Source organism: Polyangium jinanense, assembly GCF_028435365.1.
Genome location: NZ_JAGTJJ010000024.1, coordinates 123,755 through 149,460, shown reverse-complemented (window position 1 = coordinate 149,460; position 25,706 = coordinate 123,755). Strand labels below are relative to the sequence as shown.

The following is a 25,706-nucleotide window of genomic DNA, read 5'->3' as shown; positions in this document are numbered from 1 at the left end:
TCATGACGCGTCCAGGCATGGAAAGGCATTTTCGGGAAGGAAGATCCTGTTACCACTGTGCACGCGAGGAGCGTGCATGCAGCGGGTCATCGACGCATTCCGGGAAGGGCTCGACGCGTACGTGGCGGAGGCGTGTGATCGCGCCCTCGCTGAAAGGAACCCGTTTTACAGTCGCTTATCTCGCGAGCTCTTGTGCGTCTCGGTCACCCGCGTGTTCGAGGCCGTCTTGGAGGATCTCGAGGCCGGCACGCCCAGGACGCTGACCGCGCTCCTGGGCGCCGTCGGGGCGCAGCGGAGCGCGCAGGGAGCGAAGATCTCGGACATGCTTCGCGGGTTCGAGGTGGGCTTCGAGGTGCTCACGGAGCGCTTCGCCGAGCGATTTCGTGACGACCCCGAAGCGCGCCTCTTCTGGGAGATGGCGCGGAGTCGCTTCAGTTATGCCGGCGCGGCCGCGCTCGCGGACGCGTTCCTCGAGGCGCGCGAGGCGATCACGCAGGCGCAGGCCGAGGAGATCTTCGAGCTCTCCGCGCGGGTCCTGCCGCTTGCGCGTGGCGTCCTCCTCTTGCCGCTCGTCGGCCGGATCGACGGCGCGCGGGCCGAGTGCATCCTGGAGGTCTTGCTCGCGGCCGTCTCCGAGCACGGGGCGAAGGTGGTGCTGCTCGACGTGACGGGGCTGCCGGTCGTGGACGAGGTGGTAGCGCCACACCTCGTGCGGACGGCTTCTGCGGTGCGGCTCCTCGGGGCCACGCCGGCGCTCGTGGGGGTGCGGCCGAACCTGGCGCGGACGATGGTGGCGGGCGGGGTCGATCTGGGCGGGCTCGTGACGCTCGCGCGGCTCGAAGATGGGTTACACTGGGCGCTGGGTCTGCTCGGGCGGTCCCAGGGGCGTTGACGAGGGCGAGGGCGCGCGGAGGGAGGAGCGGCGGTGCGCGGGGCGTGGGGGCGACGGATGATCCTGGTGGGAGCGTGCCTTCTCGGGGCCGCGGGGTGCAGGCCCGCGCCGCGCCCGCCGAAGGGGCCGGCGGTGACCGTCGAGGATCTCGTCCGCGAGGCGCATGCCGAGGGGTTCGGCGTCGAGGATCCGCTCGTGATCGACGCGGAGATGAAGGCGGACGTCGAGCGGGTGGTGGGACGCATGGGCACGCCGGAGGAGCGGCTGCGGCGGCTCTCGCGATACCTGCGGGACGACCTTGCGTTCCGGTATGCGCCGAGCCAATCGCTCACGGCGCGCGCGGGGTTCCGGGCGCGGCAGGGCGATTGCGTCTCGTATACGCACCTCTTCGCGGCGCTCGCGCGGCACCTCGGCGTGCCGGTGTATTTCGTGTACGTGCGGAAGGTGGAGGGGCATTACGAGAAAAACGGCTCGTTTTTCCTCTCGTCGCACGTGGCCGTCGGCTATGGCAGCGGGCCGATGGCGATCGTGATGGATTTCGCCAAGGAAGCGCCCGACTGGACGCTTTCGCTCTACAACAGCATCGACGACGGCACGGCCCTCGCGCTTTACCAGAACAACCTCGCGGTCGACGCGATGCAGGCCGGGCGGCTCGACGAGGCGGAGGCGTCGATGCGGTTCTGGCTCTCGCGCCGGCCGAACGTGGCGGAGATCCACAACAACCTCGGCGTCCTTCTGAACCGCGCGGGGCGGTACGAGGAGGCGCTTTCCGTGCTGCGGCGCGGGATCGAGCTGTTTCCGCGGTACGAACCGCTTTACACGAATGCGATCCGGGCGGCGCGCGCGGCGGGCAAGCAGGACGAGGCGCTCGCGCTCGTGGGCCGGGCCGAGGCGCTCGAAGAGGGCGATCCGCTGCTCCTGCTCGCGTCGGGGCTCAGCTTGTACCAGGCCGGCGATTATGGCGCCGCGGCGGAGCGGCTCGAGCGCGCGGGGCTCGCGCTGCCCGACAATGCGGTCATCGCGGCGTGGCTCGTCCGGGTCTACCTCACGGCCGGGCGGCGCGAGGATGGGCGCGGGGCATTCGATCGTGTGCGCAAGCTCGCGCCTTCGGGCGCGCTGGAGCAGGACTTGCGGCGCGAGTTTCCGGAGCTCGGGCAGCTCTGAACGTGCGCGCGGCCCCTTGACGCGTTCTGGGCGCGGATGTCCAATCGCGCCATGCGCAAGGGGAAGGGGAAGCGCCGTCGTGCGATCTTGGCGGCCCTCTCGGTTTCGGTCGCGGCGGCGTTCGCGGGGTGTCTCGAGCCCACGCAGGTCACGATCGAGATCAAGACCGACGTGCCCTGCGGCCAGGTGTCCAGCACGGCGATCGCGGTGGCCAACGACTACCAGTCGCTCGAGGCGAACCCGCCGCCGGGCACCGAGGCGCTCACGTGCATCGGCGATCGTATCGGATCGCTTGTGCTCATTCCGAAGAGCGCGAAAGACGAGCTGCTCGCCATCAAGGTCGCAACGGGCGTGGGCGTGAGCGGCATCGACTGCCTCGATCCGAACGCGACGCAGGCGACGAAGGATCGCTGCATCATCGCGCGGCGCAGGCTCCGGTTCATCCCGAGCACGCCGCTCGATCTGCCGATTTTCATGTGGAACGAGTGCATCGGCAAGCCGTGTGATCCGGATTCGACGTGCGTCGCCAAGTTTGGCTGCGTCGATTCGGAGATCTCCGGCGACGAATGCGCGAAGAACACGTCCGCGTGTGACGTGGGCGAGGGCCAGGGCGGCGCCGGCGGCGTCGGCGGCGGGGGTCCCGTGGGACCGGGCGGAAACGGCGGCACGGGCGGCGTGGGCCCCGGCAGCGGCGGGAGCGGCGGCCTCGGCGGAAGCATCGGGAACGGCGGAAGCGGCGGCCTCGGCGGAAGCGGCGGCCTCGGCGGAAGCATCGGGAACGGCGGAAGCGGTGGCTTCGGCGGAAGCATCGGGAACGGCGGAAGCGGCGGCCTCGGCGGACCCGTGGAGGTGGACGCTGGCCCTCCGGGCACGGGCGGTGGTACGTCGAGCAGCAGCTCGTCGAGCAGCAGCAGCTCTTCCAGCAGCTCGTCGAGCAGCAGCACGTCTGGAGTTGGCGGAGGTGGTGGCGCTGCCGGTTCCACGACCGGCGCCGGTGGGATGGGCGGCGGTGGAGGCTTCTGGGGGACCGGCGGCGGCGGTGCCGGCGGCGGCGGCGGCGCAGGCGGCGTCGGCGGCCCGAAGGAAAACTGCCCCGACGGCGGCGTCGCGGGACAGGGCGGGATCAAGAACTGCGAGGTCATCGAGCCGGTCGCGCCCCCACCCGAGCCCAAGACCACGACCCTCCGCCGCGTTCGCCTCTTCACACAGGACGCGCTCACGCGTATGCTGCGCCCGTGACCGAGCCCGCTCCCCGGGATCCGGCCTCCCCCGATGGCGCGCCCGCGCCGGGCACGGTGCTCGCCGGCAAGTACGTCGTCGAGTCCGTCCTCGGTCAGGGCGGCATGGGGATCGTCCTGCAAGCGCGGCACCAGCGCACCGAGCAGGCCGTGGCCATCAAGCTCTTGCGCCCCGACGCGCGCGTGCTGCCCGACGTGACGGCGCGATTCGAGCGCGAGGCGCGCGCGGCGGCCCGGATCCAGGGGCCGCACGTGGTGCGCGTCTACGACGTCGACAACCTCCCGGACGGCAGCCCCATGATGGTGATGGAGCTGCTTCAGGGCTGGGATCTCGGTCAGGAGCTCGCGATCCGCGGCCCGCTGCCGTATCCGGAGGCCGTCGGTTACGTCCTCGCGGCGTGCGAGGCGCTTTCGCAGGCGCATCGCATGGGCGTCGTGCATCGCGACATCAAGCCGGGCAATCTGTTCCTGTGCCAGGAGGGGCAGCGGCGCATCGTCAAGGTGCTCGATTTCGGCATTTCCAAGGTCCTCGACAAACGGGACAACGCCGCGCAGACGGCCACGACGGCGGCGTTCGGCACGCCGCAATACATGTCGCCGGAGCAGGTGCGGTCCGCAAAAAACGTCGACGGGCGGGCGGACATCTGGTCGCTCGGCGTGGTCCTCTACGAATTGCTCGGCGGCCGCGGGCCCTTCGACGAGGTGAGCGCGACGGCCGCGCTCGCGGCGATCATCGCGGACGATCCCAGGCCTTTGCGTGAGGTCCGGCCGGATCTGCCGCAGAAGCTCGCGGACGTGGTCATGAAGGCGCTCGAAAAGCGCGCCGACGAAAGGTGGCCCGACATCGATACGTTCATGGCCGCGCTCATGCCGTTTGGCCCGGCCGGCGCCGCGCCGCAGACGTTGCTCAATGCGAAGACGCCGCAGCTCGCCGCCCCCCGCGAGCCGATGTCGACCCGGCGATTGATGATCGTGTCGGCGGGCATTGCAGCGGTGGTCGTGGGGGTTTTTCTGTTCGTGCTGGCCTCGCAGACGAAAAAGCCCGCGGAGCCGGCCGTGGATACGGCCGTGACGACCGCGACGACGCTCCCACCCGCGGCGACGCCCGCGCCCTCGCCGACGATGACGCCGACGCCCGCCGCCACGCCTGCGGCCGCGATCGAGACGGCGACCGCGCCCCCGACCGCGCCCGTCGCCGTGGGGCTGTCGCCGAAACAAGCGCCGACGCCCGCCTCGCCGCCGGTCACCGCGACGGCCACGGCCGCGCCCACGCCGAAGCCGACGCCTCCCAAGCCGCCCCCGCCCCCGGCGGAGGATCCGACCCACCTCTAAAGATCGCGCCATGAGCCGAAATCGCCTTCGTGCTGGCCTTTCCCACGTCCTCCTCGTCGCGCTAATCACGACGATCGCCCCGTCTGCCCGCGCCGACGCGCCGCAAGCAGCCCCGCAGGCGCCTGCCGGGCAGGATCCCGCGCTCGTGGCGCGCGCCAAGGAGCGCAAGGCCGAGGGCGACAAGGCCATGGACAAGCTCCGGCCGCTCGACGCGCTCGCGGCCTATACCGAGGCGTACGCGCTGAACCCGGAGCCGGCGCTTTTGTACAACATGGGCCGGGCCCTCGAAGCGCTCGACCGGCTGCCCGAGGCGCTCGAAAAACTCACGGTATTCCGCGCGCAGGCGCCCGCCGAGCTCCTCGCCAAGGTGCCGGGGCTGAACGATCGCATCGCGAACATCGAAAAACGTCTGTCGCGGCTCACCGTGAAGGTGAACGTCGACGGGGCGCGGATCCTCGTGCGCGACGTCGTCGCGGGAATGTCGCCCCTCGACAAACCCCTCGTGCTCAAGGCCGGTCCGGCCGACGTCCTCGTCGAGGCCGAGGGGTATTTCCCTTATCGCACGCGCGTCGATTTGCCGGGTGCCGGTGCGTACGTCCTCGATGCCCAGCTCCAGAGCAAGGCCAGGGTCGGCAAGCTCCTCGTGACCGCGCCGAAGACCGGGGTCACGGTCCTCGTCGACGGCAAGAACGCGGGGCAAGCGCCGCTCGAGACGCTCGTCGAGCCGGGGACGCACAAGGTCGCATCGAGGCACCCCGAATACGTCGATTACGAGACCAGCGTCATCGTGACGGCCGGCGGCGAGCGCACGGTCGCGCTCGTCCTCCAGCGCCCGCCGCCCATTTACGCGCGCTGGTGGTTCTGGACCACGATCGGCGTGGTCGTCGCGGGCGGCGCGGCCGGCGGCGCGGCGTATGCCCTCACGACCGAAAAAGATCCGGGGCGGGGGGACATCCCTCCGGGCCAGCTCTCGCCGGCCTTTTTCGTGACGACGCCCCCGCTCCCGTTCTGATCGGCGTTCTTGATCAGGCTGCCTGTTGCAACTTCCCTTCCGCGTCCTGCATCGCGTGGTTCGCGACCCATTGCCGCACGTGCGCGAGGTGTTTTTCCTCGGCGCGCATCGCGTCGCGGAAATCGTCCGCCATCGCCTCGTGCCCCAGGCTCGTCGCGAGCTCGATCAGCATGTCCCAGCCCTCGCTGTCGGCGAGCTCGGCCACGAGGATCGCGTGCAATGTCTGCGGCAGCGTCGTGCGCGGATCATTGAGGACCTGCAAGAGGCCCGACGCCTCCACCGCCGCGATGTCCGCCGAGGGCGTGAGCGCCGTCGGATCCGCGCCCATGCTCTCGAGGGCGCTCCGGAGCACGTGGAAGTGCCTGAGCTCTTCGTCGTGGAACTCGAGGAGCGTCTCGCGCGTCGGCCCGCCGTCGTAGCTCCCGAGCGCGTCGAACTTCGCGAGCACGCTCTGGTACATGCGTGTCCCGGTCCGCTCGAATTGCAGGCGCTCGGCGAGTTTGTCCAGGAACACGGCCGGGTTCTTGGCCGTGAGGCCTTCGAGCACCGATTTCACCGCGCCCTTCACGCTCGACGGCGGCGGCATCGTGCCCACGATGCCGGACTCGCTGGTGTACGAGATCCGCAGGCTCGCGATCCCCGACGCGTCGCCCTCGCTGCTCGGCACCGTGGCCTCGGCGGCCTCGATGAGCTCCTTCGAATCGATCGGGCTCGTCCCGATCCCCGTCCGATTCATCCCCATGTCGGTCGGCTCTTTCATCGTTTCCTCCTTTGAGCTCTTTTCAGGCCGCCTGCTTCACGAGCTCGCTTCCGGGGGTGTAGACGTAGCCCGCCGCCACGGTTTGGCTGGGCGAACCATCAGAATTGATCTGCCGGTTGTAGGCGATCGAGGGCGCATCCGGAGGCACCTCTGCCACCGGGACGAACTGGGTCCCCACGCTGCGCAGGTGCACCTCGTTCTTCAACACCTGCCGCACGTAATCGCGGTGGCTCATGTACTTGATGCGCTCCGGCAGGCTCGTCGGGATGATCTCGAACGGATCGCGATTTTCCACGCGCCGGAAGAGATCCATCACGTGGTTCAGGTGGCCGAGCTCGTAGGCCACCATGCGCTCCCAGATGGCCTTGAGCCGCGCATTCGACTCCTGTTCCATGCACGCGAGGTAGTTCCAGACCTCCGTACACTCGTGCAGGAGCCATTTCTCCATCCACGTCTCGTGTGGGTCGATGATCGCCTCGTATTGCGTGACGTGTTGCTCCTCGATGTGCGCGATCTCCGCGTAGAGCAGGCGCGCCGCCGGGTCTGCGAAGAGCGGCCCGATGTTCTGGTAGTAGTTCTGCGTCTGCTGCTCGCCCGACATGATCGTCAACGACACGAGTTTCGTGATCGGCGAGGCCGTGGTGCGATCGTAGTGCTCGCGCAGATCGTCGAGCGGATGCCGGTGCTCGACCACCGTGGGCCGGCCCGGCATGACGTCGGTGTACGATTGCAGAATGGCGTTCGCGTCCTTGCCCTCCATGCGGTCCATGAGCGCCGAGTATCGATACAGGTGATCGAAATCTTCGAGGAGCCCGAAGCGGAGCACCTGCGCGATGTACGGATCGGGCTCGAGCAGCGCGAGGCTCGCGGTCACCTCGATGGCGACCTGCTCGTAGGCGATCGTGGTCTCGAGCGGCGATTGATCCGCCGGCAGGAGCCAGTTCACGAGCACCTGCTGGTGCGTCTCGATGCGCCGCACCTTCGCGAGCTCGGCGCGCATCGGGTGGTTCATGCGGGCGAACATGTGCTGGAAGCGGTTCGCCTCCATCTCGATGCCATTCATGAGGATGATACGCAGGCGCGTGAACGCGTCGTCGTTCAGCTTGCTGATCGGCTCGCGCACCATGTCGCGCCAGGTGAAATCTTCCTGGGCGTCGAGGGCCACGCCTTTTTCCTTCGTGAGGTCGAGTGCCACGATAATCCTCCCCGTTCGGTTCCTCCGCGATGGGCTCACGGATCGGGCGCCGCAGGGTCGCCGTCCGATCCCCCTCGCTTGCAAGAAGCTTGCGAGGTTTCGTCCGGGACCGAATGGGTTTGTCCGGCGAGCAGACTCTGCACGTTGCGGGCGAAAGGTTCCCGCGACGGGGCTCGACGTCGCGCACATTCGTCCCCCATGGACATGCCGAGCCTGGAAGGGCCCCGAGGAGGCAGTTTTCCATGGATAACCGCGAAGTGGTTGATAAGCTGAACAAACTGATCAAGCTCGACGTGGACGCGGTGCATGCGTACAAGCAGGCGATCGACGCCTGCACGATGGAGGACATCCGGAGCAACCTGGACCGGTTCCAGAAAGACCATCAGCAGCACATTCGGGATCTCTCGCAGCAGGTACGGGCCTGCGGCGGCGAGCCCGAAGTGGAGACGTCCTGGGCCGGGTTCCTGATCGAGGGCTTCACGGCCATCACGGCCCAGGGCGATCACAGCGCGCTGCTCGCGATGCGGGGGAATGAGGAGCTGACGAACCGCACTTACGAGGCGGCGCTCAACGTGGCCGACCTGCCGACGGAGGTGCGCTCGCTCCTCGAGAGGAACTTCTCGGACGAGCAGCGTCACCTCGCATGGATCAAGGATCAGCTCAACATGCGGGTCTGGGAGAGGAAGGCGGCTTAGAGAAGCAGCTCTCCGTCGTCCAAGGACGACCCTCATGGCCCCGCCTGCACGTCGCGTGTGTGGCGGGGTGTCGTTTTGTTGTATGATCTCCCGGCCGATGGAGCCGAAGACGCAGCGGGGGTTCGGGGCGCAGGGCGCCGAAGGCGATCCGGAGCCCCGAGCGTTGATCGAAATACAACTCGGCCATATGTGCAACAACCGTTGCGTGTTCTGCGTCAGCGGCCAGGAGACGGCGCTTGGCCGCGCGAGGCCGCTCCCGCTCGCGCCGATCCTCGAGCAGATCCGGGCCGCGCGCGCGGCCGGGCACAGGAAGATCACGCTGCTCGGCGGCGAGCCCACGCTGCAGCCTGCGTTCCTCGACGTGGTGCGCGAGAGCGTCGCGCTCGGCTTCGAGGAGATCGTGATCTTCACGAACGGCGTGAAGACCGCTCGCGCCGCGTTCGTGGACGAGATCCTCGCGACCGGCGGGAATTTCACGTTCCGCTTCTCGATCCAGGGCGCGACCGAGGAGGCGCACGAGCGCACGACGCGCAAAGATGGGTCGTTCGCCCGCATTGTGCAGTCGATGCATCACGTGCGGGCGCGGGGGCAGCGGCTCACCGTGAACATGTGTGTCGTCCAGTCGAACCACGAATCCGTGGACGCGTTCCCGGATCTGCTCCTGCCACTCGGGGTCTCGCAGCTCCACCTCGACATGGTGCGGCCGCTCGACGCGGGCGTGCGCACGGAGGCGGAGTTCGCGGCGATGATCCCGCGTTACCGGAGCCTCGTCGGCCCGCTGGAACGTATGGTTTCGGGCTTCCCCGAGGGGTTCGACGTCAACATCGGAAACCTCCCGTATTGCGTCGCGCCGCACCTCGCGCCGTTCATTCATCACGACGGCGAAAAGACGATGACGATCGCCGTCGACGGCGAGAAGACGCTCAGCAAGCCCTGGGACAAATACCTCGTCAAGCGGCGGGACAAGTCGAAGCCCGCGGGCTGCGCGACGTGCGTCTTCGACGCGCGTTGCAATGGCGTTTTCGAAACGTACCGGGAGATGTACGGCGACGAGGAGTTCGTCCCCGTGACGCCCGAGCGCCTCGTCGAGGCCGATCCCAGTCGAAAACTCTTTTCGGTGCACGCGCGGGCGCTCGTCGCGCAGGCGTTCGCCGGGTTCGTCCCGCCAAATCCGTTTTCCCGCGTCACCCTCACGGAGCTCGGCGAGCGGGCGGTCGAGGTGCGGCTCGAAGGCGAGGAGAGCCTCGTGGTCACGCTGAGGCCACGGTCGGAAGGCGAGGGGATCGCGGCAACAGACTGGTTTTCCGTGGGGATCGTCGCCGCGCCGGCGGATCGGGCGGCGTCGCGGGCGGGCATCCTCGCGATCGGAGAGAGGTTGTCCGGGCACGTCACGTTCGTGCATCCGATCGGGGAGGACGCGGCGCTGCCGCTCGTGCGATCCGTGGCAGCGCGGACGCAGCTCTTGCGGCGGCGCGCGCCGTTCGGCGCCCTCGCGTGGAAGGACGTGCGCGTCTTGTCGGAAGGGCGGCGCGCCGAGCTCGGGTTCGAGGCGCCGTCGGGGGAGCGCGCCTGGGTTTGGCTGGGTGAAACGAACGGTAAACCCGTGGGCGGGTATCGGGTCGGGGAGGGGCAGCCCTCGGCCGAGGTCATCGAGGGGCTCCGGGCCGTGCTGGGCGCGCTCTCGCCCGGCGGCTCGGGTCCGCGGGCCGCGCCTCCGTAACGGGCTTGACGTTCCTATGGGGCGGACGGCTTTCGTTTCGTCCGCGCCGGCCCCATGGGGAAGCCCTGGAGGGCATCATGGCGAAGGAGCAACCCTGGCCTTTTGATCGGGGTGACGCCGGGGCCGGGCAGCCTCGGACGCAAGAGAGCGTGCCCGGCGTGCGGGGCGGCGAGCCGGTTTCGCGCGGGCCTTTGGGAGACGAGGGCGGCGCGGGGTCGTATCCCGGCGGCCCGACGTATTCCGAGGGGACCACGCTGGAGGACGGCCCGAACCCCGAGACGTGGGTGCCCCCGACCGAGGAGATCAGCGGGCCGCCCATGGAGCCGACCGATTAACGGGAGCCCTTGCACCCTTCCATGCGCAAGGCCGTGACTTCTCCGGCGATTTCGAGCTTCACCGACTCGTAATCGATCGCGGCCACGCGCTCCTCCGCGTTGCAGCCCTTCCGCCCCTCCAGCACGAGCGTGTAGGTGACGGATCTGCCTCCGTTGTCGGGGATTCGCTCCTCGACTTCGAGAGTATCGCCACGCTTTTCGTCCGCCTTTCCTTCGCTGTCCTCGGCCCTGCACGCGACGATCACCGCGGCGCTCGCACGCGCTGTCACGGTCTCGCCGCTCTTGTTGCGCAGGCGGAGCGAGACGACCGCGTTTTCGCCCGTGCACCGGGCGACGGGCTCTCCGACGACCTCGACGCTGGCCTCCTCTCCGGCCACGGCGTCCGTTGTGACGAGCGCGAGCGGGGCGAGGAGGAGCCACAGCGTGCTCCGAAGCATCGTGTTCACGGGGGTGGACTCCTTTTCGAATGGGTCGGGCCGCGCGGGTAGGGTAGGTGCGCGGCGTTATGCCGAGGGCGCGTGGCCGGGTGGGAAAGAAATGCCCGGAGCGCGCGCGCTGGATCTCGTATGCAAAGGAGTGGCCGAAGAACCTGGAGAGTGCGCGCGAGGACCACGAATGCCCCGGGCGCGATCCCGCCGGCACAGGGAAAAACCTCGTTATCCGAAGGGAGCGCTCGACGCGGATACCCGCCATTCCGGGCGCGCTTTGCATGGGTTTTCACGGGCCATGTGAGGTGGCGGGGTCCGGGGGGGCGGACCAAGCTCCGAGGACGGCACTGGAGCCGCGGGGGGAAACGGAATGCAAGAGCTCGAGCTGCGGCCGAAGCCTTCCACGAGCGCGGACGAAATGCGCCGCGCGGCGCTCTCCACCCAGCGACTCGCCGGGGCTTCGGCGCTGTCACAGATAGGAGAGACCTGGGCCGCGCTCGATGCGCTGCAGGACACCCCGATGCAGCAAAGCCTCTGGACGGAGAGCTGGCTCTCGGCGAGCGGCGCGGGGGATCGATTGCGGGTCCTCGTCGCGACGTCGCCGCTCGAATCCCCCTCGATTGCGGCGCTCGTCCATCACGGGGGCCTTTCGCCTTCGCTCCTGCCCGCCGGGGCGATCGAGCTCGGCGAGCCCGTCGATCTGTCCCGCGGCGGCCCCGGGTCGCTCCGGGCGCTTTGCCAGGCGCTCGCCCGCGACCGGCATCCGGTGCACCTGCCGCGCGTGCTCGCGACCTCACCCACGATTCCGGCCCTGCGCGAGGCCTACCGCCGCCGCGGCGTCGTCCGCGTCGGGCCCGCGAAGCCTTGCCCATTCGTCCCGCTCGATACCTCGTGGAGCGAGCCCGAGCGCCACCTCTCGCCCCGTCGGCGCCAGGATCTGCGCCGCGCCGAGCGGCACGCCGAGCGCCAGGGCAAGCTCTCGTATTCGTTCCTCTCGCCCGCGCCCGAGGAAGCGGAAGGCGTGCTCGACGAGGCTTTCCGTGTCGAAGCCGCCTGCTGGAAGGGCCGCGAGGGCACGGCAATGTCGTCCGATCTGGTCATCGGCACGTTTTTCCGGACGTACGCCCTCGCCGCCGCGCGCCGCGGGATCCTGCGCGTCGCGTTCCTTCGTATCGGCGGCCTCGCCGCGGCGATGCAGCTCGCGGTCGAGCACGCCGGACGCTACTGGCTGCTCAAGATCGGCTATGACGAGGCGTTTCGACAGGCCTCGCCGGGCATTCTGCTCCTCCGCGAGAGCCTGCGCCGCGCGGCCGAGCAGGGGCTCTCGACGTACGAATTTCTCGGCGGCGTCGCGCCGTGGATCAAGCCCTGGACGAACGAGGAGCGCGCCACGGTTTCGCTCGGTGCGTATCCGGTGAGCCTCGCGAGCGCGTCCGCGCTGTCGAGCCAGGCTGCCGCGCGCGTGCTCCGGACATTGAGGAGGCAATTTCGATGGATGACACGATCCGAGGTCTGAAGCAGGCCGCGCTCGCGGCATGGGAGCCGATCGCGAAGCGCGCCGGACGCGCCTACGTCGCCGGGCCGCGGATCACCGACGCCCTCACGCTCAGCCGGCAATTCTGGGACGCGGGCATGGGCGTCGTCGTTTGTTTCTGGAACGGCGAGAACACGTCCCCGCGGATCGTGGCGAACCGCGCGCTCGCCACACTCGAGTCCTTCGCGGAGGCGGACGGAGACCATTACCTCGCGATCAAGGCCCCCGCGCTCGGGTTTTCGCGGGATCTCGTCAGGGAGATCGTGACGCGCGCAACGCTCTCGTCCGCGCGGGTGCATTTCGACGCGCAGCGGCCCGAGGCCGTGGAGAAGACGCGGGCGCTCGCGGAGAGCGTCATGGGCGGGGGGACGACGATCGGATTCACCTTGCCCGGACGTTTTTCGCGGAGCGTGCGGGACGCGGCCTGGGCGATCCGGCGGAACGTGCCCGTGCGCGTGGTGAAAGGGCAGGTGCCGGATCCGGCGGCGCCCGAGCTCGATCCGCGGGCAGGTTTTCTCGCGGTGATCGACGCGCTCGCGGGCAGGGCGCGGCACGTGGGGGTGGCCTCGCACGACGCGCCGCTCGTGCGACAGGCGCTCCAGCGGCTCGTCTCGAACGGGACGCCGTGCGAGCTCGAATTGCTGCTCGGCTTGCCGTTCGGGCCGGCATTGCGGGAGGCGCGCACGTTCGGCGTACCGGTGCGCGTGTACGTGCCGTTCGGCGAGGGCCGATTGCCGTACCATTTCACGGAAGTGCGGCACAATCCACGCGTGCTCGCCTGGCTCGCCCGGGACCTCTGGCGCGCGGAGCGGGCGCCGCGGGCGAAGGTGCCGGGCTGGACTAGCGCCCCTGCTTGATTCGTTCCTGGGCCTTTCGTCCCTTTTTCGTGAGGAGCGGCTCGAGCCAGCGCGAAGCGGCCGGCGCCGTGTTCGCCGTGCGCGCCAGAATGCCTCGGCCGAGCGGCAAGGTGATTTCGAGCGGGCGCTTCGGTAACACCTCGTTCACGAGCGCGTGCTCGACGTCCTCGACGGTGAGCGGGCGCGGGCCGGAGAAGGTCATCGCGGCCTCCTCGTGATCGACCTGCAAATCGAGCATCGGCGTCTGCACGGCGTCGGGCATGACGAGCGTCACGGCGATGGCGTGGCGGGCGAGCTCCATCGCGGCGGCGAGCGTGAATCCCCGCACGGCGAATTTCGACGCCGCATAAAGGGAGAGCCCCGGCACGGGCGCGAGCGACGCGAGCGAGCCGATGTTCACGATGTGCCCGCCCCGTCCCCGCGCGATCATCCGCGCCGCGGCCGCGCGCGTGCCGAGCACCGTGCCTTTCACGTTCACGTCGAGGTGGAAATCCACGTCGGCGGCCGCGAGATCCGGGACCCAGCCGGGCTTGAGCACGCCCGCGATGTTCATGACGACGTCGAGCCCAGAGCCCTCGTGCTCGGCCCGATCGAGCGCCGCTTCCCAATCCGCGGCCTCGCGCACGTCCAGTTTGACGAGACGAACGTTCGTCCCCCACGCGCCCTCCGCCGCGCGTTTCTCCAGGGCGGCGAGGTTCACGTCCGTCGCGATGACCGTGTCCCCGCGACGCGCAAAAACCCCCGTCATGTGCGCGCCGATCCCACTCGCGGCGCCGGTCAAGACCAGGACGGCCATTGTCGCCTCCTAGGCCGAAAGAGCCGCGCCGGTGGCGCGGGTTTTGGTGTTGTCGCGCGCGGGGCGCGCGGGTTTGCCCAGCGTGAGATCGCCGAACGAGAACGTCGGCGTGACGCCGGGGAACAGAGCGTAGGCGCTGAGCTCCGAGGAGCTGACCATCGCCGGGAAATCCGGGTTTTGCCGGGACGCACCCGCGACCTCTTTCTCCTGCACCATCGAGATGTACTGGTCGAGCCCGCGCTCGAGCGTGTTGCCGTTGAGCACGACCTCCATCCCGGTGTCCTCGGCGTATCGGCGGAGTCCCGGGATCCGCGAAGCGCGCGGGGCATACGCGTCGGGGCCGACGCCGTTCTCGCTCGTCACGAAGATCCCCTCGCTCGTCCGCACCACGATCGAATGGTTGCCCTCGGTATGGCCGGGCGTCGCCATGAGCACGACGCTCTCGCCGAGCTTCGTGTCGCCGTCGAGCAGGACGATCCGCGAGGAATCGACACCGTCGATCCCGTCCGGGCAATACCAGTCGCGCTGCGGCGGCGCGAGCGCGAGCGTGCTCTCCCATTCCTGGCGCATGACGAGGAGTTTTGCGCGTGGAAAGTAGCCGGGACGCTCGTGCGCGCCGAGCCAGCGGCGCACGTCCTGCGTGTGCAGGTGATCGTACGTGATGTAATCGATGTCCTCGGGCAAGAGCCCCGCCTCGGCGAGGCACGATTCCACGGTGCCGAGCTCGGGCGCGATGAGGCGCTGGCCGAGGTCCTTGAAGGGGCCGAACATGCCGCCGAGGCGCTTGAAGAACGGCGTCTCGGCATTGGCGCGGATGTCGGAGGGCGAGGCGAGCAGGGTGCGGAGCCTGCCTTCGGCCTCGAATTGCACGAGGAAGACGCGGTTCAGGATGTGCACGAACGGCGTCGGGCCGCGGAAGGCATCGCGCAGCGCATACCGCGTCGGATAGGGGACACGCACGAGCCCGCGGGATCGATAACAAGGCACCGGCGGCGCCGAGAGCAGCTCTTCGCGCAGGCGCGCCGCGCGTTTTCGGACCTCGCGCAGGCGATCCTCGGGGCGCGACGCGTCACGGGCGCCCGCGAAAACGTCGATCGGTCGGAGCACGGGATCCAAAGGTTCGCGCATGACAATCTCGCTCCTCGTTCGGGCCCCTCCCTACCACGAAGGCGCGTCGCCGAGAACCTCCGTGCAATCGTGTCAACGTGTGCCCCGATGTGCCCGAAAGAGCCGCAGCGCAGACTCCGGGATCATGAAACGGCCGAAGAATCGGAGAGGCACGCGGCATGCCTTCCGGCAGCTTCGCTGCCCGGAGGTTGCCAAGCATGAAGCTCATCCACGCTCTCTTCCTTTCGCTCCCGCTCGTCACCGCCGTCGTGACCAACACCCACGACGCCGCCGCCTGCGGCGGCTGCGTCCCGCCGCAGGACGAGTCGACGCAAGTCACCGGCCACCGGATGATCTTTTCGGTCTCGCAAACCTCGACGACCCTCTGGGACCAGATCGAATACTCCGGCGAGCCCACGTCGTTCGCCTGGATCCTGCCCATCAAAGGCCAGGTCGAGGTCGGTTTGTCCTCGGACGCAGTCTTCGCAGTCCTCAGTGAGCGCACGGCGACGTCCGTCGCGGCACCTCCCTTGAACTGCCCGCCGCCGCCCTCCTGCTGGGGCGGATGGGAAGGAAGCGGCTCGGTAGGTGGTGCCGGCGGCGCAGGCGGCGACTCGGCCGGCGGCGGCGTCGACGTGATCTCGCAGGAGGTCGTCGGCCCCTACGAAACCGTGCAACTCGCGTCGTCGGACCCGAACGCCCTGAAGGACTGGCTCACGACGAACGGCTACAACATCAGCGCCGACGTCGGTCCGATCATCGACGCCTACGTCGGCGAGGGCTTCGACTTCCTCGCACTGAAGCTCGTCCCCGGCCAGGGCGTGAGCTCGATGCGTCCCGTACGCATCACCACGCTCGGCGCGAGCAACACGCTGCCCCTACGCATGGTCGCCGCGGGCACAGGCGCAGTCGCCCCGATGACGCTCTGGGTCTTCGCCGAGGGTCGCTACGAAACGAAGAACTTCTCGTCGTTCGAGATCAACGCGGCCGACATCGTGTGGAACTGGGACGAGGTCAATTCGAACTACGCGACGCTGAAGGACGACGCCTTCAAGGCCGCAAACAATTCGAACTGGCTGAACCAGTACGCGCAGCCGACGTCGTCGTGGGACATCCGCGGCCGGCTCGAACAGCTCGTGAGCTTCCTGCCGGATCAGAGCGGCTACGGCGATCCAAGCGACGGATACGTGACCGCAAACGAGGAGCTCCAAGCCGACCTCGAAAAGATGTTCGGCGGGATCAACGAGAACGAGCTCTGGCTGACGCGCATCAACACGGAGCTCGCACGAGCCTCCCTGAACAAGGATCTCGCACTCGGCGCGGCAACGGAGCAGGTGCCCGTCTCAAACTTCTTCCAAGCCACGAAGGCCATCGGCACGCCGCCCACGTGCCCCGAGTACCCGCCCTGCGATCCAGGCTCAGAAATCCCCGGTGACCCAAACGGCGGCGGCTGGTGGAACAACCTCGGCGACGGCAAAGGCAACGGGAGCGCCAGCAGCGCAAGCTGCGCCGTGTCGAGCAGCAGCGAGACCACAGCCGCACTCGGGCTCCTCAGCGTCGCACTCGGTCTGTCCGTGGCACGCCGCCGCCGTAGGTGATGCGCCGCGGGGCGTTGCCCCGCACCCCAGCAGGGGGCTGTCCGCCCCCTGCACCCCGGACCCGGCACGGCCTGGACCGAAGGCGGAAAAACCGCGCGATGCGCGGTTTTTCCGACGGGCCCGGGGCAAGACCACGAACGGCGTTGCCAGCTGAGACAGCAGCGCTGCCCCCCTCGTCGAGCAGACACGTCAGCCCTGCTGCCTTGGCTGGCAAGCCCGTCGCCGGTCTTGACTCGGCCTGTTCGATGAACTGCGCATTGCGCAGTTCATCGACCCCGGGTCCAGCGCTTGCGCTGGTCCGGGTCCAGGGGTGGACAACCCCTGGTCGGGGTCCGGGGTGAAACCCCGGCGCTACGCTACGCTACGCTGCGCGCGAGAGGCGCTCTGGCGGCGCGAAATGTGCTGGGGCGCCACCGAGTCCTTCCTGCACCACCATGTCCCAGTAACGCGCGCCTGAGCTGATGGCCTTGCGATGGGCTGCCAGCGAGCGCTTGCGTGCTTGCTCGGCTACCCGCGTCACTGCGCGGAGGGCGTGGAATGCTGCGACGAACGGCGTGCGCTCGATTCCGAGCTCGTCGGCGAGATCGTCGCCGAGCAGCCCCCGCGAAAAACCCATGCCGATGTTCCGCCGGAAGGCGCCGAGCCGCTTCTCCTCGGGCGTCCTTGCTTGCTGGATTGGCGATTCGAAGAGGGCGTGCGTCAGTGCTCGTGAGTCGTCGTCGGGCCGGCCCTCTGTCGCGCGGATGAGGTTTCCGAGGTTCCACGCGTCGAACTCGCTCGTTGGCAACAGCTCGGGATCCACGCCGATGAGGTGCCCCGAGTAACGCCAGAGGTGCATGAAGCACTCGGCCTCGTCGCGATCGACCTCGAGCCCGAATGCGCGGATTCCTTCGAGGAACACGAGCGAGAACAGGAGCGACGTGCCCGCCATGTCGTGCTGGTTCACGGGCAGGCCCCACGCTGCTGTGTCCCATTTGGGCGAACGCGACAGCATCTGCCGCACCTTCGCGTGCATGAGCCGCACCTTCAGGGTGATTGCGAATCCCTCGCCCGTGCGAAGAAGCCCGCCGGGTTGCGCTGTCGCTTGCACGAAGCGCGAGGTTTCGCCGAGCCGGCGCGGCGCGCGCTCCACGAGCTGACCCGAGAAGACGAGCGGCTTGTTCCCCCCGGGCGACGTGTACCCGAGCACGAGCGAGTAGGTGCCCAGCACTGCGCCCCCGAGGGCCCCTGAGCGCAAAAGCAGCTCGCCGCCGCGCTGGACGGCATCCCAATCGACCCAGGCGGGCACGTGGGAGGACCATTCGAGCAAGGCGCGCATTGCCGGGGGCAGCTCGAGGCCGCGCGTCTCGGGGGCGCGGAGGGCCTTGTCGAGGAGGGAAAACCCGCGACTGGCCGGGGCGCCTTCCATCTCCTCGATCACGGCGTCGGCCAGTGGATCGCCGCGGAGCAGGAAGGGCGCAAGACGGTCCACGCGGTCGCCGAAGCGTGCGCGGGCTTCCTCGAGGTTCTGGTAGCGCGTGGGGATCATCGGGACCTGGAGACCATAGGGTCCGTCGAGCCCGCTGGCGAGCGGCCTTTGGCGGTTCGTCCAGACTCTCTTCGGCCTCCCCGGTCGGCCCGTCTTCCCGGACATACTTTGCCTGCGATCCAGCGCTAGGCGCGCCCGTCCGTGCTGCTAGCATCCCGTTCCCGATGACAACCCCTTCCTCCGCCGCCGCCGAGGAGGCGCCGCGCCCCAAGTTTGCCTTCCTCCCGAAGATCGACACGCCGGCGTACCACGCGCTCCTCTCGGCTGTGGCGATCTTGGTCCTCGGCCCGCTCGGCGGCATCGCTGCTGCGTACATGAACTTCAGCCTTGGGTTCTTCGTTGGCGGGCAGGTGCTCGCGGGGATCCTCGGCAGCGCGGTCACGTATGGCTACGGCCCCGAGGGCAAACACGGCGCGAACTACATGCAGACGATGGCCGCGAGCGTCGCGGGCATGGCGGGCATGGGCGTGCTCATCCAGGCGATGACGTGGCTCGGGATCCCGATGCCGCCGTGGCATCACCTTGCGCTCTTCTTCGCGTGCATCGGCATGTTCGGCGTCGGCCTCGGCATGGTGTACACGCCGATCCTCGTCGATCGTTTGAAGCTCGATTACCCGAGCGGCTACGCGGTCGCGAACATCCTTCGCGCGCTCACGGACAAACGCTTGCTCAAGCGCTCGATCGGGCAGCTTGGCGGCGGCACGGGCGCGGGCGTGGTGTTCGCGGCGCTCGTGGAGAGGCTGCCGGCCGTCGGCGCCACGCAGCTCTCGGCGTCGACGATCGGCGCGGGCATGGTCGTCGGCGCGCGCATCGCGATCCCTGCGCTCTTGATGGGGCTCATCGGCAAGTGGATCACGCCCTACCTCGTCTCGATCGGCTGGCTCAAGGAGGGCGAGAGCTTCCGCAAGATCGGCTTCTTGATCGCGCTCGCGATGATCCTTGGCGCGGCGGTGGTCGACATGTCGCTCATCGCTGTCGAGGCTGTCCGGCGCGTGCGCGCGCAGGCGGGCAAGCCCCTCGAGGCGGATGCGAAGGACGCGTGGAAGCAGGTCAACCCGAAGCGGCTCGTCGCGTGGATCGTGTTCTGGGCGGCGGCGCTCGTGGCTGTGGCGACGCTCGTCATGGGGCAGCCGCTCGGCTTCACGATCTTCGCCATCCTGCTGACGAGCGTGTTCGTGTTGATCAACGGCATCTCGCTCGGCATCAGCGACTCGAACCCGATCTCGAGCGCGTTCGTGATCGCGGTCCTGCTCATGAGCGGCCTCGGACTGAAGGATCCGCGCGTCGGGCTCATGAGCGCGAGCATCCTTCTCGTCGCGTGCTCGGTTGGCGGCGACATGCAGCAGGATCGCTCGACGGGGTATCGCCTCGGCACGAACCGCACGGTGCAGTTCCGCTACCAGAGCATCGGCATCCTGATGGGCGCGGTGCTCTGCGTCGTGCTCGCGCAGACGTTCATGAAGGCCTACCCGGTGCTGACGATCAACTCGTTCGCGAACCCGAAGGCTGACGTCGGACAGTGGCAGAGCGCGATGACGTTCAAGTTCGTCGGCGCGCTGCAGGACATCGGCTACCTGCCGACCTACAAGGTGAAGGCGCTCGCGATCGGCCTCGCGATCGGCATTAGCACCGAGGTCCTCCGCAAGGTCCTCCACGCGAGCGAGCGCTACAAGAACTTCGTGAAGGGCTCGAAGGAAGGGTTTGCCACGGGCTTCGTGGTGGACGCGTTCCTCTTGCCGAGCCCGTATGCGTCGTCGTTCGGCGGCTTCGTCGAGCTCATGGTCTGCGTCTGGTTCGCCGTCGGCGGCGTGGGTTCGTCCGCGTACAACACCTGGCAGAAGAGCGTGGCCGCGAAGCAAAAGAAGGAGGGCGAGGATCTGCCCGAGGACATGAGCACGACGTCGCTCGTCGGCGGCGGCCTCATCGCGGGCGAGGCGCTCTACGCGCTTGCCGTGGGCCTGCACGGGCTCTTCTCGAACGTCCTGCTCAAGCCCGCCGCGGCCACGCCCCCGCCGCCCGCCGCGCCTCCGACGTCGCTATCCTGACGACGCCGCGCGCGTGTGATCAGGATCGCGAGGGTTCGTCCTTCGGACCTCCCGCGTCCGCCGAAAGAAAAAATCGCGACGTCTTGAAATAACGGCACCCCGTCGCTCGATTAGGGGTGCCATGAAGACGCAACACATCTCCGCTCTGGTTCTCTCGGCGCTCGTGGCTTCGCTTTCGGCGGGCTGCGGGAACGCCGCCTCCTCGCGTGAGGCGTGCGTGGAGGCGCCCGCCCTGGCAGGAGACCATGTCTACGTGTTCTCCCAGGGCTCGGTGCCTCATGCACGTGTCGAGCGCACGGTCCGCAGCGATGGCTCGGAGACGCTTTCGGGCGTCTCGCAGGTCGCTGCGATGAAGGTGATGGAATACGCCGAGCTCGGCCCGGATGGCCGTCTCGTGTATGCCGACGTGATCGCGACGGGCGCGAATGGCGAGACGCGACGGCTCATCGCGGACGCGGCGCACGGCGCGTTTTACGTGCAAGACGAGCAAGGCGCCGGCTGGAAGCGAATGGCCAAGGACACCCCCTGGGTGTACGCGGGTTTCGCGGGGAACACGTCCTTCGCGACCCTGCCGACGCCCGTGAGCGCGTGGGTCACGCTGCGCGCGACGAGCACCTCGTCCGACGTGCGTGTCCTCGACGCGACCCTGCGCGAAGGCCAGATCGTGCCGCAGGATCAGCTCGTCGCGGAAGGCGAGGGCGGCGAGCGTTTCGTGATCGCGGGTGATTCCGTGCTCACGGCGAACGACGACTTCGTCATGGCGCTCGGCGAGGACACCGTCGAGCCGCTCCGCATCGCGTCGGTCTCGCTCCGCCCGCGTCGCGTCGCGCAGCGCTGATCCCAGTGCTCGAACGCACCCCTTAAACGAGGGGCCGGGTCCCTCCCCCGGCTCCTCGTTCCTTTTTCAGGGCCCGATGTGCTCCATCGGCCCGTCGTTCACGACGTCGCCGACCCAGTCCGAGAGCTTCTTCCCGTTCACGCCCGTCGAGTAGAGCCCGGTGAGCAGGTACGTGTGCATCGTGCTGTCGACGTAGTACGTCGCCCAGTTGCCGGGGCCATTCATGTGCGTCTTGCGCAGCTCGTCGAGCCCTTGCGCGTACACCTCGCCCGAGACGGCGGTGGTGATGCCGTCGATGTTCTGGCAGTCGTTCTTGCCGTACCCGAAGAAGAGCGTGATCACGCTGTCGCGTGTCGACGAGATGAGCCCGAGCCGGCTCGTCGGGTACTTCTTGCCGATGTAGTCCACGTAATGGACGATCCCGCCGCCGTCCGCGCCGGTGCAGTCGGCGCAATCGGCCGGCAGCGTTTCTTTCAGGTTCCAGAGCGTGCGCCAGCGATCCTGCAAGCAGGGGGCGATGTACGAATCCGACATCGGCGGGCCGGAGTCGTCGATCAGGACCACGGGCGTCGGGCAAAATGCCTGCGCCACGCGATCGTAGTTGTACGCCGCGCCGAACCCGCCCGCGCTGATGCCCGTGAGCAGGACCTTCGACAAACCGGGGAACGTGGGGAGGATGCGCTTCAGGTAGAGATAAAGGTTCGTGTACCCGACGAACGCTTGATCCTTCGGCGTGAGCGCGCCGGGGATGTCGACGTTGTTCGCGTTCCCCGCGTGGATGTCGCCCGAGCAATACGGGACGTAGACCATGTTCCAGTCCTTGACCGGATTTTCGTCATTGCCCGTGTCGAAGATGCCGCCATTGCCGACCGTCCCTTTCCAGCCAGCGAACGTGACGGAGCCGAAGCTGCCCGGGTTGATGCCGCAGGTCGTGCCATTGAAGCAGGCGCCGCCGCCTTCGAGGTAGAGAACGAGTTTGTCCGAGCCCGTCTGCGGGCGAATGCCGAACCCCGTGGGCGAGCCGTCGCGACACTTCGCGCCGTCGACCGGAATCCAGGTCCATTCGCCGGGCGGCGCGTCGATCGGTTTGATGGCGGGGCCGTCGAAAGGGCCCTCGGGTGAACACGTCGGCCCGGCGCCGCCGCCGCCTCCTCCACCCGCGCCCCCGGCTCCTCCCGCGCCGCTCGACGCACTGCCGCCGGTCAGGAGGCCCGACGTCGTGAGAGGTTCCGAATCACCGCCGCAGCCCGCGCAAAGAGCGGTCACGAGCGCGGCGAAACCAAGCCACGGGATCGAGTGCGTGCGCATGGATCGACGCTAAGGTGTCCCGGAAGGGAACTCAATTCCAGTCGATCCCGAAGACGCCGCCGTCGATCGCCACGCGCCGGTCGAGCAAGTGACCACCACGCTGGACCGTCATGCGTCCGTCATAGACGACGAAATCGGGGGCGAAGCGCGGGAGGTGGCGGCTCGCGAGGGTGCCGGCGGAGCCCACGCCGGCGTGTACGACGACGTATTCGTCCGGGTTGCGCGGGTGGGGATAAATGAAGGAGAGCCCGACGTCCTCGCCCTCGTGCCGCTTGCCGCGGAACGTGACGGCGGAGGGCTCGAAGCGCATGGGGAGCGCGCTTTCGAGGAGCGCGGTGACCCGGTTCGAGCGGGGGTTTCCGATGAGGACGAGGCTGCGGGAATCGATCTCGGCGTCGGTGATCTCGACGTCCGATTTCACCGGGAAACGGGCCGCGAAGGTGTCGAAGGAGGCGAAATGCTCGGCGACGAGGCGGTTCGTCTCGATCTGCGTCGGATCCTGGGTGCCGTAAACGACGAGGCGGCCGTGGCGATCGATGTCGTCGAGCGGGCCCGAGATGCCTGCCCGCTTGCGCCCTTTGCGCGAGGGTTCTTCGGGCACGCGGACGAACGCGCCGCCCTTCTTGACGAGCCAGAGCATCCCCGCCGCGAAAGGCCCTTCGATCGCCGCGCCGTCCACGGTGACGCCCGCGCCTTCGCGCAGCGAGAGTTGCGCTAGATCGAGGGCGAACGACTCCACGTTGCGGGTCTTCACCGTGATGCCGTCCGCCTTCGAATGGCGCGCGTCGATCTCGGCGAATTTGTCCTCGACCTCCATGCCGAGCAGGCGCACCCAGTGCGCCCGGTCGTACCGCCATTCGCCCGTGACGAACCGGACGCGCTCCGGAGCTTTCGGCCGGCGATGCGATTTCAGCCATCCGATCATGTCGCCGTCCTCGTAGCCATAATCCCAGACGTTGTGGTCGAGATCCTCCTGGACGTCGAACTTGTAGGGATAGCCGAGGGAGCGATAACGATCGGCGACGAGCTGCGAGCGGGTGGGATCGTCCTTTCCGCCGTGGACGATGAAGAGCGGCACGTGCTGGCCATTTTCGGCCCAGTTCACGATGTAGCGTTTGGCGAGAAGAACGTCTTCCCAGGGTGTGTGCGGGGCTTTGCGGATGCTCTCCCAGCCGAGCAGGTTCGGATAGCCGCAGAGCGGGGCCGAGGCGGAGAAGAGGTCCGGGTAATGGAAGGGGAGGTAAAACGCGACCGTGCCGCCGAGCGAGTAGCCCGTGATGGAGATGCGGCGCTCGTCGATGGGGAAATGCGCGCGGACCTCGGCGATGACCCGGAGGACGTCGTCCTCGCCGAGGTGGCGCTGGCCCGCATTGCCGAAGTGCCACGGCGCGACGATGAACGCGCCGAGGTCGGGCAAACCCGGGAAATGGCGCGCTTCGAGCAGACCGTTGAAGCCAGCCTCGGGCGCCTCGCCGACGACGACCCGCAGCGCGATCTCCGGGCGATTGCCGAGTCCATGGGAGGCGACGACGAGCGGGAGCGGTTTGCCCCCGGGGCGATAGGCCCGCGGGACGTGAAGGACGTACGGCTGGAGGCGGCCGTCGAGCGGGCTGCGATAGGCGCGGCGCTGGATGCCGAACCGGCCGGCGTAGGGGTTTTCCCCCTTTTCGAGCGAGGCGAGGAGGGCCTCGGCTTCGTCGGTCTGACGCTTGATCCAGGAGATGTCGGGATCGTTTTGCGCGAGGTTCTCGACGAGGCCGTCGATATGGGCGAGGAGGCTGTCTTTTTCGCCGCGGGTGGCCGAAGAGCTCTCGATGGTTTCGCGTTTGCCCGCGAGTGCGATGACGCGTTTTTGTAAGGACCCGCGGTAGACGAGCGGGATCTTCTGCTCGGTCCCGGGCGCTGCGCCGAGGCGGAGACGGAGGTCGGTCGTCCCGGTTTTTTCGAAGGGAATGGGGAGGGAAAACGCGCCCTCGGGGGTGCCGAGCGAGGCGGCGGGGACGAGGCCCTCGCCGAGCAGGCGGGCCTCGGCTTTTTCGGAGGCGAGCTCGGCGCGGTAGGGAAGATCCTGCGGTTTCCGAGGGCCGAGGCCGACCCACGCGGGCCGCACGGAGACCTCGAATCCCGTGGCCGTGGGTTTTTTCTGGATCTCGGCCCGCAGGAGCTCGGCCGGCGTGCACGTGGCCTCGGGGGCCGTGGCGAAGAGCAGGTCCGGCGCGGGTCCGCCGGAAGGGGAGCGGGCGCGGAGCCAGAAGCCCGTGGGCGCAGGGGTCGGTTGCTCGACCTCGACGACGATTCGATGGACGCCCCGATCGAGGTCGAGCGGGATCCGCGTCTCGTCGCGGAAGGGCGGGGGATCGGCCTCGCGCGTGGTGTCGAGGATGCGCTTTCCGCCCAAGGAAATCCGCACGTGGCCGGAGACACCCGCGGCGAGCAGGATGCGCTGCGCGCGGCCGGAGACGAGGTGGCCCGACAGGACGAAATGGGTCGGCGGCTTCGGGCCTTTTTTCGAATCGGCCTTCTCGTGGACGTCGACGTAACCGTCCTTCGCGCAGATCGGGCGCGGCGAGGGCGGGGCGCCGGCGTCGGGGGACATCGTCGCTTCGCCTTCGGGTAAGGGGCCCGGGAGCGGACCCACGGCGGTCCACGCGTCGAACCAGCCTTCGCCCTGCGGCGCGAGGAGCGCCTCCCGAGCGAGCGCGACCGGCGGATTTCCTTCGGCGCGGAGGGAGACGCAGCCTGCGCCGAGGCAGGTCGATCCCTCGCCGCAGCGCTCTTCCACCCAGCGTTCACCGCCCTGGCAAACGAGCGCGACGTCCTCGGAGGTGCAACGGCCCTCACCGGGCGTGCAGACGGCTCCGGGCGCGGCATCCGGCGCCGCGGGAGCCAGCACCGACGCCTCGGCGCGCGGAGGCGGGCGCTGCTCGACGCCATGCTCGGCCGGCGGGCGGCAAGCCGGGGGGCCGGCGAGGGCGGCGAGCACGAGCGGGAGGAGGAACCGAGGGCGCATCGAAGGGGGAAATGGCCGCGTTCGACCGGAAAAGTCGGCCGTCCACGCGAGCCGGCAGAGCTACCACGAGCCCCGCCCCGGACCAAGCCGGGCGCTCGCGCCCCGTCCCCTACGGAGTGATTTCAGCCTTCGTGCACTTTTGCCTGGTCACCAAAACTTCCATCGCAGTCGTGCGTCGAATGCAGTGACCGTCGCCATTCGGGCCGGGGGCAGCGCCTCCGAACCCGTGAACGTGGAGAAAGCGAGAAACGAGCCATGAAGAGCATTCCTCGATCCAATCCAACGATGTCCTCGAGGGGGGCCCCGGGAACGCG

General features: G+C 68.6%; 21 protein-coding genes. 13 read left to right on the top strand and 8 right to left on the bottom strand.

Annotated elements, in window-relative coordinates; genetic code table 11:
• The first annotated feature begins 76 nt into the window (after window positions 1–76).
• The 5 genes from KEG57_RS31015 (at window position 77) to KEG57_RS30995 (ending at window position 5,638) form a co-directional block, all read left to right on the top strand.
• Window positions 77–892, top strand: coding sequence for an STAS domain-containing protein (locus tag KEG57_RS31015; RefSeq protein ID WP_272425850.1), 816 nt, complete (start codon window positions 77–79; stop codon window positions 890–892).
• 66 nt (window positions 893–958) lie between these two features.
• On the top strand, window positions 959–2,056 hold the full coding sequence (locus KEG57_RS31010; protein ID WP_272425849.1) for a tetratricopeptide repeat protein: 1,098 nt from the start codon (window positions 959–961) through the stop codon (window positions 2,054–2,056).
• Between the two features lie 51 nt (window positions 2,057–2,107).
• The gene (locus KEG57_RS31005) at window positions 2,108–3,295 is read left to right on the top strand and encodes a hypothetical protein (protein WP_272425848.1); all 1,188 of its coding nucleotides are present in this window, start codon (window positions 2,108–2,110) and stop codon (window positions 3,293–3,295) included.
• A complete protein-coding gene (locus KEG57_RS31000; protein ID WP_272425847.1) occupies window positions 3,292–4,626 on the top strand; it encodes a serine/threonine-protein kinase in 1,335 nt (444 codons plus the stop codon). Before KEG57_RS31005 ends, KEG57_RS31000 begins: the two co-directional genes overlap by 4 nt.
• A gap of 10 nt (window positions 4,627–4,636) precedes the next feature.
• Window positions 4,637–5,638: a PEGA domain-containing protein gene (locus KEG57_RS30995; RefSeq protein ID WP_272425846.1), complete on the top strand. Its 1,002-nt coding sequence runs from the start codon at window positions 4,637–4,639 to the stop codon at window positions 5,636–5,638.
• Between the two features lie 13 nt (window positions 5,639–5,651).
• Here the strand turns inward: KEG57_RS30995 and KEG57_RS30990 are convergent, their stop codons facing one another.
• Window positions 5,652–6,398 (bottom strand): ferritin-like domain-containing protein, encoded by a 747-nt coding sequence (locus KEG57_RS30990; protein WP_272425845.1) that lies wholly within the window; start codon window positions 6,396–6,398, stop codon window positions 5,652–5,654.
• A gap of 22 nt (window positions 6,399–6,420) precedes the next feature.
• A complete protein-coding gene (locus tag KEG57_RS30985) occupies window positions 6,421–7,593 on the bottom strand; it encodes a hypothetical protein (RefSeq protein WP_272425844.1) in 1,173 nt (390 codons plus the stop codon).
• Between the two features lie 242 nt (window positions 7,594–7,835).
• On the opposite strand from KEG57_RS30985, the gene KEG57_RS30980 reads away from it, so the two are divergent.
• The 3 genes from KEG57_RS30980 to KEG57_RS30970 all read left to right on the top strand — a co-directional run bounded on the left by KEG57_RS30980 (window position 7,836) and on the right by KEG57_RS30970 (window position 10,343).
• Window positions 7,836–8,288, top strand: a complete 453-nt coding sequence (locus KEG57_RS30980; protein ID WP_272425843.1) for a PA2169 family four-helix-bundle protein — start codon at window positions 7,836–7,838, stop codon at window positions 8,286–8,288.
• A gap of 97 nt (window positions 8,289–8,385) precedes the next feature.
• Window positions 8,386–10,008 (top strand): radical SAM protein, encoded by a 1,623-nt coding sequence (locus tag KEG57_RS30975; protein WP_272425842.1) that lies wholly within the window; start codon window positions 8,386–8,388, stop codon window positions 10,006–10,008.
• 77 nt (window positions 10,009–10,085) lie between these two features.
• Window positions 10,086–10,343 carry a hypothetical protein gene (locus KEG57_RS30970; RefSeq protein ID WP_272425841.1) on the top strand — a complete coding sequence of 86 codons (258 nt, stop codon included), beginning with the start codon at window positions 10,086–10,088 and terminating at the stop codon, window positions 10,341–10,343.
• Here the strand turns inward: KEG57_RS30970 and KEG57_RS30965 are convergent.
• Window positions 10,340–10,789 carry a hypothetical protein gene (locus KEG57_RS30965; RefSeq protein WP_272425840.1) on the bottom strand — a complete coding sequence of 150 codons (450 nt, stop codon included), beginning with the start codon at window positions 10,787–10,789 and terminating at the stop codon, window positions 10,340–10,342. The two genes, KEG57_RS30970 and KEG57_RS30965, sit on opposite strands and share 4 nt — an antisense overlap.
• A gap of 352 nt (window positions 10,790–11,141) precedes the next feature.
• Between KEG57_RS30965 and KEG57_RS30960 the strand changes: the two genes are divergently transcribed.
• Together KEG57_RS30960 and KEG57_RS30955 are read left to right on the top strand one after the other, a co-directional pair.
• Window positions 11,142–12,287: a GNAT family N-acetyltransferase gene (locus KEG57_RS30960; protein WP_272425839.1), complete on the top strand. Its 1,146-nt coding sequence runs from the start codon at window positions 11,142–11,144 to the stop codon at window positions 12,285–12,287.
• Entirely contained in the window at window positions 12,263–13,162 is a 900-nt protein-coding gene (locus KEG57_RS30955) for a hypothetical protein (RefSeq protein ID WP_272425838.1), read from the top strand. The genes KEG57_RS30960 and KEG57_RS30955 overlap by 25 nt, the downstream gene beginning before the upstream one ends.
• On the opposite strand, the gene KEG57_RS30950 is transcribed toward KEG57_RS30955, so the two are convergent.
• Together KEG57_RS30950 and KEG57_RS30945 are read right to left on the bottom strand one after the other, a co-directional pair.
• The gene (locus KEG57_RS30950; RefSeq protein ID WP_272425837.1) at window positions 13,146–13,958 is read right to left on the bottom strand and encodes an SDR family oxidoreductase; all 813 of its coding nucleotides are present in this window, start codon (window positions 13,956–13,958) and stop codon (window positions 13,146–13,148) included. The two genes, KEG57_RS30955 and KEG57_RS30950, sit on opposite strands and share 17 nt — an antisense overlap.
• Window positions 13,959–13,967: 9 nt before the next feature.
• Window positions 13,968–15,086, bottom strand: coding sequence for an MBL fold metallo-hydrolase (locus KEG57_RS30945; RefSeq protein WP_272425836.1), 1,119 nt, complete (start codon window positions 15,084–15,086; stop codon window positions 13,968–13,970).
• A 197-nt stretch (window positions 15,087–15,283) separates the two neighbouring features.
• On the opposite strand from KEG57_RS30945, the gene KEG57_RS30940 reads away from it, so the two are divergent.
• Window positions 15,284–16,663, top strand: coding sequence for a DUF2330 domain-containing protein (locus KEG57_RS30940; protein ID WP_272425835.1), 1,380 nt, complete (start codon window positions 15,284–15,286; stop codon window positions 16,661–16,663).
• Between the two features lie 361 nt (window positions 16,664–17,024).
• On the opposite strand, the gene KEG57_RS30935 is transcribed toward KEG57_RS30940, so the two are convergent.
• Window positions 17,025–18,191 (bottom strand): oxygenase MpaB family protein, encoded by a 1,167-nt coding sequence (locus KEG57_RS30935; RefSeq protein WP_272428734.1) that lies wholly within the window; start codon window positions 18,189–18,191, stop codon window positions 17,025–17,027.
• A 164-nt stretch (window positions 18,192–18,355) separates the two neighbouring features.
• Between KEG57_RS30935 and KEG57_RS30930 the strand changes: the two genes are divergently transcribed.
• Window positions 18,356–20,236 (top strand): OPT/YSL family transporter, encoded by a 1,881-nt coding sequence (locus KEG57_RS30930; protein ID WP_272459103.1) that lies wholly within the window; start codon window positions 18,356–18,358, stop codon window positions 20,234–20,236.
• Between the two features lie 121 nt (window positions 20,237–20,357).
• Complete coding sequence (locus KEG57_RS30925) at window positions 20,358–21,074, top strand: hypothetical protein (protein WP_272428738.1); 717 nt, start codon at window positions 20,358–20,360, stop codon at window positions 21,072–21,074.
• Between the two features lie 66 nt (window positions 21,075–21,140).
• Here KEG57_RS30925 and KEG57_RS30920 read toward each other — a convergent pair whose 3' ends face one another.
• Window positions 21,141–22,382, bottom strand: coding sequence for a pectin acetylesterase-family hydrolase (locus KEG57_RS30920; RefSeq protein ID WP_272459102.1), 1,242 nt, complete (start codon window positions 22,380–22,382; stop codon window positions 21,141–21,143).
• A gap of 31 nt (window positions 22,383–22,413) precedes the next feature.
• Window positions 22,414–25,392 (bottom strand): carboxylesterase family protein, encoded by a 2,979-nt coding sequence (locus KEG57_RS30915; RefSeq protein WP_272428742.1) that lies wholly within the window; start codon window positions 25,390–25,392, stop codon window positions 22,414–22,416.
• Window positions 25,393–25,706: the final 314 nt, after the last annotated feature.

What these genes read in the sequence shown, in the direction of transcription:
- KEG57_RS30970 (WP_272425841.1), top strand. Translation starts at nt 10,086, where the DNA reads ATGGCGAAGGAGCAACCCTGGCCTTTTGATCGGGGTGACGCCGGGGCC.
- KEG57_RS31015 (WP_272425850.1), top strand. Translation starts at nt 77, where the DNA reads ATGCAGCGGGTCATCGACGCATTCCGGGAAGGGCTCGACGCGTACGTG.
- KEG57_RS30990 (WP_272425845.1), bottom strand. Translation starts at nt 6,398, where the DNA reads ATGAAAGAGCCGACCGACATGGGGATGAATCGGACGGGGATCGGGACG.
- KEG57_RS31005 (WP_272425848.1), top strand. Translation starts at nt 2,108, where the DNA reads ATGCGCAAGGGGAAGGGGAAGCGCCGTCGTGCGATCTTGGCGGCCCTC.
- KEG57_RS30930 (WP_272459103.1), top strand. Translation starts at nt 18,356, where the DNA reads ATGACAACCCCTTCCTCCGCCGCCGCCGAGGAGGCGCCGCGCCCCAAG.
- KEG57_RS30945 (WP_272425836.1), bottom strand. Translation starts at nt 15,086, where the DNA reads ATGCGCGAACCTTTGGATCCCGTGCTCCGACCGATCGACGTTTTCGCG.
- KEG57_RS30935 (WP_272428734.1), bottom strand. Translation starts at nt 18,191, where the DNA reads ATGATCCCCACGCGCTACCAGAACCTCGAGGAAGCCCGCGCACGCTTC.
- KEG57_RS30940 (WP_272425835.1), top strand. Translation starts at nt 15,284, where the DNA reads ATGAAGCTCATCCACGCTCTCTTCCTTTCGCTCCCGCTCGTCACCGCC.
- KEG57_RS30975 (WP_272425842.1), top strand. Translation starts at nt 8,386, where the DNA reads ATGGAGCCGAAGACGCAGCGGGGGTTCGGGGCGCAGGGCGCCGAAGGC.
- KEG57_RS30960 (WP_272425839.1), top strand. Translation starts at nt 11,142, where the DNA reads ATGCAAGAGCTCGAGCTGCGGCCGAAGCCTTCCACGAGCGCGGACGAA.
- KEG57_RS30955 (WP_272425838.1), top strand. Translation starts at nt 12,263, where the DNA reads ATGGATGACACGATCCGAGGTCTGAAGCAGGCCGCGCTCGCGGCATGG.
- KEG57_RS30915 (WP_272428742.1), bottom strand. Translation starts at nt 25,392, where the DNA reads ATGCGCCCTCGGTTCCTCCTCCCGCTCGTGCTCGCCGCCCTCGCCGGC.
- KEG57_RS30980 (WP_272425843.1), top strand. Translation starts at nt 7,836, where the DNA reads ATGGATAACCGCGAAGTGGTTGATAAGCTGAACAAACTGATCAAGCTC.
- KEG57_RS30995 (WP_272425846.1), top strand. Translation starts at nt 4,637, where the DNA reads ATGAGCCGAAATCGCCTTCGTGCTGGCCTTTCCCACGTCCTCCTCGTC.
- KEG57_RS30950 (WP_272425837.1), bottom strand. Translation starts at nt 13,958, where the DNA reads ATGGCCGTCCTGGTCTTGACCGGCGCCGCGAGTGGGATCGGCGCGCAC.
- KEG57_RS30920 (WP_272459102.1), bottom strand. Translation starts at nt 22,382, where the DNA reads ATGCGCACGCACTCGATCCCGTGGCTTGGTTTCGCCGCGCTCGTGACC.
- KEG57_RS30925 (WP_272428738.1), top strand. Translation starts at nt 20,358, where the DNA reads ATGAAGACGCAACACATCTCCGCTCTGGTTCTCTCGGCGCTCGTGGCT.